The 6,944-nt window shown below is 69.4% G+C and carries 3 protein-coding genes, 1 tRNA gene and 1 pseudogene; 3 read left to right on the plus strand and 2 right to left on the minus strand.

Features of this window, described 5'->3' with window-relative positions:
- Together VNR91_RS08435 and VNR91_RS08440 are read right to left on the minus strand one after the other, a co-directional pair.
- Nucleotides 1-3,249: NAD-glutamate dehydrogenase domain-containing protein (locus tag VNR91_RS08435; protein WP_325490328.1), on the minus strand; the 3,249-nt coding region annotated here is incomplete at its 3' end.
- A 75-nt stretch (nucleotides 3,250-3,324) separates the two neighbouring features.
- Complete coding sequence (locus VNR91_RS08440; RefSeq protein ID WP_325490329.1) at nucleotides 3,325-4,587, minus strand: hypothetical protein; 1,263 nt, start codon at nucleotides 4,585-4,587, stop codon at nucleotides 3,325-3,327.
- 167 nt (nucleotides 4,588-4,754) lie between these two features.
- Between VNR91_RS08440 and VNR91_RS08445 the strand changes: the two genes are divergently transcribed.
- The 3 genes and pseudogenes from VNR91_RS08445 to VNR91_RS08455 all read left to right on the plus strand — a co-directional run.
- Nucleotides 4,755-4,830 (plus strand) — tRNA-Thr (locus tag VNR91_RS08445).
- A 99-nt stretch (nucleotides 4,831-4,929) separates the two neighbouring features.
- Nucleotides 4,930-5,049, plus strand: a pseudogene (locus VNR91_RS08450) (S-adenosylmethionine:tRNA ribosyltransferase-isomerase); the annotation flags it as partial.
- A gap of 227 nt (nucleotides 5,050-5,276) precedes the next feature.
- On the plus strand, nucleotides 5,277-6,944 hold a 1,668-nt coding region (locus VNR91_RS08455; RefSeq protein ID WP_325490330.1), incomplete at its 3' end, for a hypothetical protein.

Here is a 6,944-nt window from a genome sequence, read left to right on the forward strand (position 1 = left end):
CGCCTGGGTGACGCCCAGATTGGCCCCCTCCCCGATCGCCTGGGCGCGAAGCTGTTCCGCGTCGACACGCAGCCGGTCGTTGCCCGGGTCGCCGACCGCGGCGTTGTTCTCCGCCGCCGCCTTCACATAGGTGCCGATGCCGCCGAACCAGATCAGGTCGATCGGCGCCTGAAGGATCGCGGAGATCAGCGCGGTCGGCTCGTAATTGCCCACGCTCAGCCCCAGCACCTCGGCGGCCTGCTTGCTGAGCGGCACGGTCTTGTCGGTGCGCGCATAGATTCCGCCGCCCTTGGAGATCAGCGCGGCGTCATAATCCGCCCAGCTCGATCGCGGCAGCTGGAACAGTCGGTTGCGCTCTTCCCAGCTCGCGGCCGGGTCGGGCGCGGGGTCGATGAAGATGTGGCGGTGGTCGAATGCCGCGACCAGCCGGATCGCCTTCGACAGCAACATGCCGTTGCCGAACACGTCGCCCGACATGTCGCCGCAGCCGATCACGTTGATCGACTCGCTCTGCACGTCGATCCCCATTTCCAGGAAGTGGCGCTGGACGGAGATCCACGCGCCGCGCGCGGTGATCCCCATCGCCTTGTGATCATAGCCGACCGAGCCGCCGCTGGCGAAGGCGTCGCCCAGCCAGAAATTGTGCTCCAGCGCGATCGCGTTGGCGACGTCGCTGAAGGTCGCAGTGCCCTTGTCGGCGGCGACGACGAAATAGGGATCGTCCCCGTCGAGCACGGTAACGCCGGCCGGATGCACGATCTGTCCATCAACGATGTTGTCGGTGATCGACAACAGGGTGCGGATGAAGATGCGGTAGCTTTCCTTCCCTTCCGCCAGCCACGCGTCGCGGTTCGACGGCGGGGGCAGCTGCTTGGCGTAGAACCCGCCCTTTGCCCCGGCCGGCACGATCACCGCGTTCTTGACGCGCTGCGCCTTCATCAGCCCGAGGATCTCGGTGCGGAAGTCGTCGCGCCGGTCGGACCAGCGCAATCCGCCGCGCGCGACCGGGCCGGCGCGCAGGTGGATGCCCTCCACGCGCGGGCTGTAGACCCAGATCTCGCGCCACGGCAGCGGCGCCGGCAGGCCGGGCACGCGCGCGCTGTCGAGCTTGAACGCCAACGCCTCCGCCGCTGCCGGGGTAAAGGCGTTGGTGCGCAGCGTCGCATCGACCACGCCGCGGATCGCGCGCAGGATGCGGTCGTCGTCGATCGCCGATACCGCGACCAGGCCGGCTTCGATATCGCGGTCCGCCGCGACAACCCGCGCCTCTGCGCCCTTGGACTGCGCCGGATCGTGCGCCGCCTCGAACCGTTCGATCAGTCCGGCCGCCACCTTGGGTGCGCGGCGCAGCGCATCGACCACCGTCGCCAGGCTGTAGGGCAGGCCCGCCTGGCGCAGATAGCGGAACCACGCGCGGAACAACGTCACCGACGCCGGCTTCATCCCCGATTCGACGATCAACCGGTTGAAGGCGTCATTCTCGGCGTGCCCTTCCAGCACCGCCGCCACCGCGCCCTCGATCGTGGCGATATCGCAGCGCGCCGCGCCACCCGGCAGGGCGACCCCGAAATCGTGGATATAACCGCCGTCCTCGCCGGTCAGCCGGGTCGGGATCTCCTCGATCACGCGGAACCCGAAATTCTCGAAGACCGGCACCGCGTCCGACAGCGGCAGCGCGCCGCCCAGGCGATAGAGCCGCAGACGCAGCTGATCGGGCTGCGCCGGATCGGCGACCATCCGGATCGATCGCGCGCCGTCGTCGCCCAGGTCGGCGATGCGCAGGATGTCGCGCGCCGCCTCGTCGGGCGAATAGGCCAGCCGGTAGCCGTTGGGGAAGATGCCGGCATAGCGCAGCGTCAGCCGCGCCGCGCGCGCGTCGCCGGCCAGCGCGGCCAGCGCCGCCTCCACCGCCGGGGTCCAGCCGCGCACCATCCGCTCGATCTCCGCGTCGAGCGCCGCGACGTCGGGCACCCGCCCCGCCCCGCGCACGTCCAGCGTGTAGCGCAGCAGCGCGACCACCCCGTCCTCCAGCGCGATCGACCAGTTGAGCACCGTCGCGTCCGCCGCGCTCGCCAGCATGTCGCCGATCCCGACCCGGCGCGCGGTGGTGACGTCGTCGCGCGGCAGCCAGACAAAGGCGAAGATGTGCCGGCCCAGCGTCGAGCGCACCAGTTCCAGCTTGGGCCGCGGCCGATCGGCCAGCGACATCGCGGTGAGCGTCAGCCGCTCCAGCTCGGCGGGCTGGAAGGCGGCGGTCAGGTCGTGCGGCAGCGCGGTCAGCGCGTGCGCCATCGCCTTGCCGGTATGCCCCTTGGGATCGAAGCCGAACTTGTTCTCCAGATCGCGCAGCCGCTCGCGCAGCACCGGCACCTCCTCCGGCAGGCTGTGCAGCGCGGCGCTGGTCCACAGCCCGGCGTGCAGCGACAGGCCGGCAATCTTGCCGTCCTCGACCAACGGCACCAGCACCAGATCGAGCGGCACGCGGCGATGGACGGTCGAGATGCAGTTGGACTTGAGCAGCAGCGGCGCGGTGCCGCCCTTCTCGAACCATTCGAGCGCCAGTGCGCGCGACGCCTCCGCCAGCAGCGGGATCGCCAGTTCGTGACGCGCCAGGCCCAGCCGCCCGCGCGTCTTGCCGTCGCGGCGCCATTGCTCATGACCGAGCAGCGTCATGTTCTTGTCGTGGAACCATTGCAGCAGCGCCGCGCCTTCGGCGTTGCCCGCTGCCGCCAGCCGCTCGACGTCGCCGCGCATCGCCTTCTGCAATTCGGGCCAGTCGGTCACCGCGCTGCGGACGTGCCCCAGGTTGCGTTCCAGCTCGGCGACCAGCCCGCGCCGTTCGCGCGCGTCGGCGCGGCGCAGCTCGATGTAGATCATCGATTCGCGGCCGCCCGCGCCGATCGCCGACAATGCACCGTCGCTGTCGCGGGTGACCGGCAGCACCGGGTGGATGATCCGGTCAATCGGAATGTCGTAGGCAGCGATCGTCGACGCGATCGAATCGAGCAGGAACGGCATATCGTCGTTGACCACCGCCAGCCGCATCCGGCGTTCGCGGCCCTCGGTCTCCAGCGCCTCCAGCGCGATCGCGGCGGTGCCGGGCGGGCGCAGCGCGCCAGTCTCCGCGATGAAGCGCGCGGCCTCCGCCCGCGCAGCCTTGTCCAGGCCTTCAATCTCTCCGGGGAGAGCACCTTCAGTGAGTCGGGCGTCCAGCGCCTGCGACAGCGACTTGATCGTTTGTTTAGCCATCCGGAGGCTATGCCCCCGGCACGTTACCGGCTCAAGGCTTGTGGCAGGTGCGAAGGCTTGCCGCGGTTGCGAAGGTCATGCCGCGGCGCGACGCGCGGCGCGATCGGTCAGCGCCTTGTCCTCTTCCACGGCGACGACGTCGAACGCGCCACCCGATGCCTTTCGCGCCAGAAGCAGGACGAACTCCGCATCGATCTCACCGATCTCGACCCGCGCCATCGGGGGGCGGCGACGCAATTCGGCGGCGACCGCGTCCCAGCCCGACGGCTTGCCAACCGGCCGGCGCGCGGCGCGCTCGGCGGCGACCACGCCCTTGATCCCGCCCTTGTAGCTGTCGAGGAACACCGGCAACGCCGCAGGATCGACATCATGCCGCGCGGCGTGGGTCAGCACCGCGGCGAATTCGGTCACGCGCGTCTTGTCGTAATCGGCGCCGAACACCAGCTTGACGATCGGCGTCATCGGCGCACGCGCCTGCGCCTTCAGCCCGGCATCGGCCAGCAGTTCGGCATAGCCCTCGGCGTCATCCTCGGTCGCGCGGGCAAAACCATAGGCGCGGGCCAGCGCGCGATAGAGCACGGCGCGGCCGCGCGTTTCGATCACGCTGGCGGCAAGCGCCGATTCGCGCGCGGCGAACAGGTGGTCGGCCAGCCCGGCCTCGGCGGGCAGCGGCTGGTCGTCGCCGGCGTCGGCGACATCACTGTCAAAGCCCGATCCGGGGCCGTCGGCCCACACCGGCGCCGGCGCGGCGGGCGCGGCGCGGCGCGCGGCGGCGACCTCGGCAGCCAGCTTCGCCTGGGTATCGGCGTCGACCATCTCCTTCCAGTTGATCACGCCGTAAATGAAATCGATGGTGTCCTCATCGGACGAAAACGGCATCAGGATGCCGCGATACAGCGTGTTGCACCCGCGCGTGCCGACGAATTCCGCCTCGAATCCGATCGGGGCGCGATTGGCGATGATCTGGAGATAATGGTCGGTCAGCCGCGACAGCAGCGACCGGCCCGGCACTTCGGCGATATGGGTGATGCCGATGTCGATGTCGCATTCCTCGCGCAGCGCCCGGCCGAGAAACTGGATGCGCGGGTCCTCGATCCCGCCGGTGAAATCGAGCAGCACGCTGTGCGGGCCGAAATCGGCGATCGACGCCGGATCGAGATCCTCGATCGAGGGATAGGCGCGTCCGCGCAGCAGCGACACCCAGTGATTATAGGCACGCACGTGCATCCGCCGTTCGTCGTCGCCGACATCGACCGCGATATCGCCGACCGGGCCGCCGGGCTGGTCCACCTGGGACTGGGCATCCAGCCGCTCGTCGTTGCCACGCGCACTATCCATGAAGCCGTCCTTCGCCGGATGCATACGTGCATCCTCTTCCGGGGAGATGTGCACTGGATGTGGTAAACACGGCGTAAAGCCCACCGCCGTGCCGCCCCCGCTTGCGCGACCGCCCACACGCTGCTAAGCGCCGCCGCCTCGACCGAGCCCCCTGGGCCCGGCCCCGAGCCGCCTTAGCTCAGTTGGTAGAGCATCGCATTCGTAATGCGGGGGTCACAGGTTCGAGTCCTGTAGGCGGCACCAGCCCTTAAACAAGCTTCCCGACAGACATGCTTGCGAACGCGCTTTCGCATGGATTCGCGCGTGGGATTGGAGTGGGTCGCCTTTGGGAAGGAGGCCGGCTTGTTCATGCTGGTATCGGCGCTGATGGGGCTGGAACGGATGAAAGACGCTTACGCCTATGCGATAGAAAATGACTACCGTTTCTACTCTTACGGGGATGCGTCGCTGCTGCTGCCATAGTGTGGGCTGGATCGCTTGGGACGGTGGCCGAAAGGTCAGACAACGTAGAGACCTCGCCAAGATCAAGCACCCGCCGGCACATCGTCATCCGCTGTTCATGACGGACCTTTGTTGTTTCGTCGCGGTAATGATGGTATTTGGCACTCCGCAGGAAAGGCCGGTATTGCTCTTGCGTGAAAGGGCGGTGCCGGGGGCATCCTGATCCGACATCGGAAGCGGGGGCCGCGATGCAGAATCTGGTCAGGGCGGCAGTATCGGCCAGCGCCGGCCTGATGCTGGCCAGCGTCGCCAACGCGCCCGATCGGCTCACCACGCCATCGTTGCTCGATCCGATCCGGCAGGCGCAGTCGGTGTGCAGCGGTAGCGGGGGGCGCGCGCAATTCCGGCAGCAGCTTCTGCTCGCCAGCCGCGCCACCCCGCCCGCCGGCGCGCAGGCGCCGACGATGCCGCTCTATGCCGATCTGAGCGCGCCGCGCCATCTGGCGGTGACGGCGAAGGAGCCGGCCCGGCTCTATTTCGATCAGGGACTGATGCTCAGCTATGGCTTCAACCATGCCGGCGCGGTGCGATCGTTCCGGGAAGCGCAGCGGCTCGATCCCGACTGCGCGCTGTGCTGGTGGGGCGAGGCGGTCGCGCTGGGGCCCAACATCAACGCGCCGATGGACGATCGCGACCGCCCGGCGGCGATGGCGGCGATCGCCCGCGCGCGAGCGCTGCGGCCCGGCGCGACGCCGCTGGAACAGGCGCTGATCGACGCGGTCGCCCGACGCTATTCGGTCGACCCCGCCGCCGACCGCGCCGCGCTGGACGATGCCTATGCCGATGCGATGATCGCCGTCGCGCGCCGCTTTCCCGAGCAGGATGATGTCGCCGTCCTCGCGGCGGAGGCGGCGATGGACACGACGCCGTGGAACTATTGGGAGGCGGACAAGCGCACCCCGGTCGGCCGTTCGGGCAATGCGGTGCGGCTGATCGAGACGGTGCTGGCCCGCACGCCCAGCCAGCCGCAGGCCAATCACCTCTACATCCACCTGATGGAGAACAGCGCCACGCCCCGCCGGGCCGAAGCGGCGGCGGATCGGCTGGCGACGCCGCTGGTGCCCAGCGCCGGCCACCTCGTCCACATGCCGGGTCATATCTATCAGCTGGTCGGACGCTATGCCGATTCGGTGCGGGTCAACATCGCGGCGGCGCGGGCGGATGAGGCGTTCCTGCGCAGCTCGAACGACCAGGGCCTCGCCCGCTATGGCTATTATCCGCACAACATCCATTTCATCGTCACCTCTGCCCAACTGGCCGGCGACATGGGCACTGCGATCCGGGAGGCACGGCGGCTGCGCACGCTGCTCGATCCGGCGACCTCGGCGAAGATCGGGTGGATCCAGGCGATCGACGCCGCGCCGTTCCTGGCCATGGCGCAATTCGCGACGCCAAAGGCGATCCTGGCGATGCCGGCACCCGACGCTCGCCTGCCCTATGCCGCGGCGATGCGCCATTATGCGCGCGCGGTCGCCTATGCCCAGCGGCGTCACCAGCGCGGGTTTGACGGCGAGCTGGCGGCGCTGGCCGCGCTGCGCCGCTCCCCCGCGATCGCCGGCCTGGTCGAACAGGGTGTCCCGGCGCCCGAGCTGATCGCGCTGGCGGAGGCGGTGGCGCGCGGCCGCATGGCCTATGCCGCCGGGCGCTATGATGCGGCGATCGACCAGTATCGTGCGGCGATCGCGCTGGAGGCCGCGCTGCCGTATCAGGAACCGCCCTACTGGTATTATCCGGTCAGCCAGTCGCTTGGCGCCGCGCTGTTGAAGGCGGGCCGGCCCGCCGACGCCGCGCAGGCGTTTCGCGCCGCGCTGGTCCAGGCGCCAGCCAATGGCTGGGCGCTCTACGGCCTGGCGCAG

This window comes from Sphingomonas sp. (assembly GCF_035555815.1).
Lineage (GTDB): Bacteria > Pseudomonadota > Alphaproteobacteria > Sphingomonadales > Sphingomonadaceae > Sphingomonas.

Excerpts from the sequence above, each read along its gene's own strand:
- VNR91_RS08440 (WP_325490329.1), bottom strand. The coding sequence starts at position 4,587 with ATGGATAGTGCGCGTGGCAACGACGAGCGGCTGGATGCCCAGTCCCAG.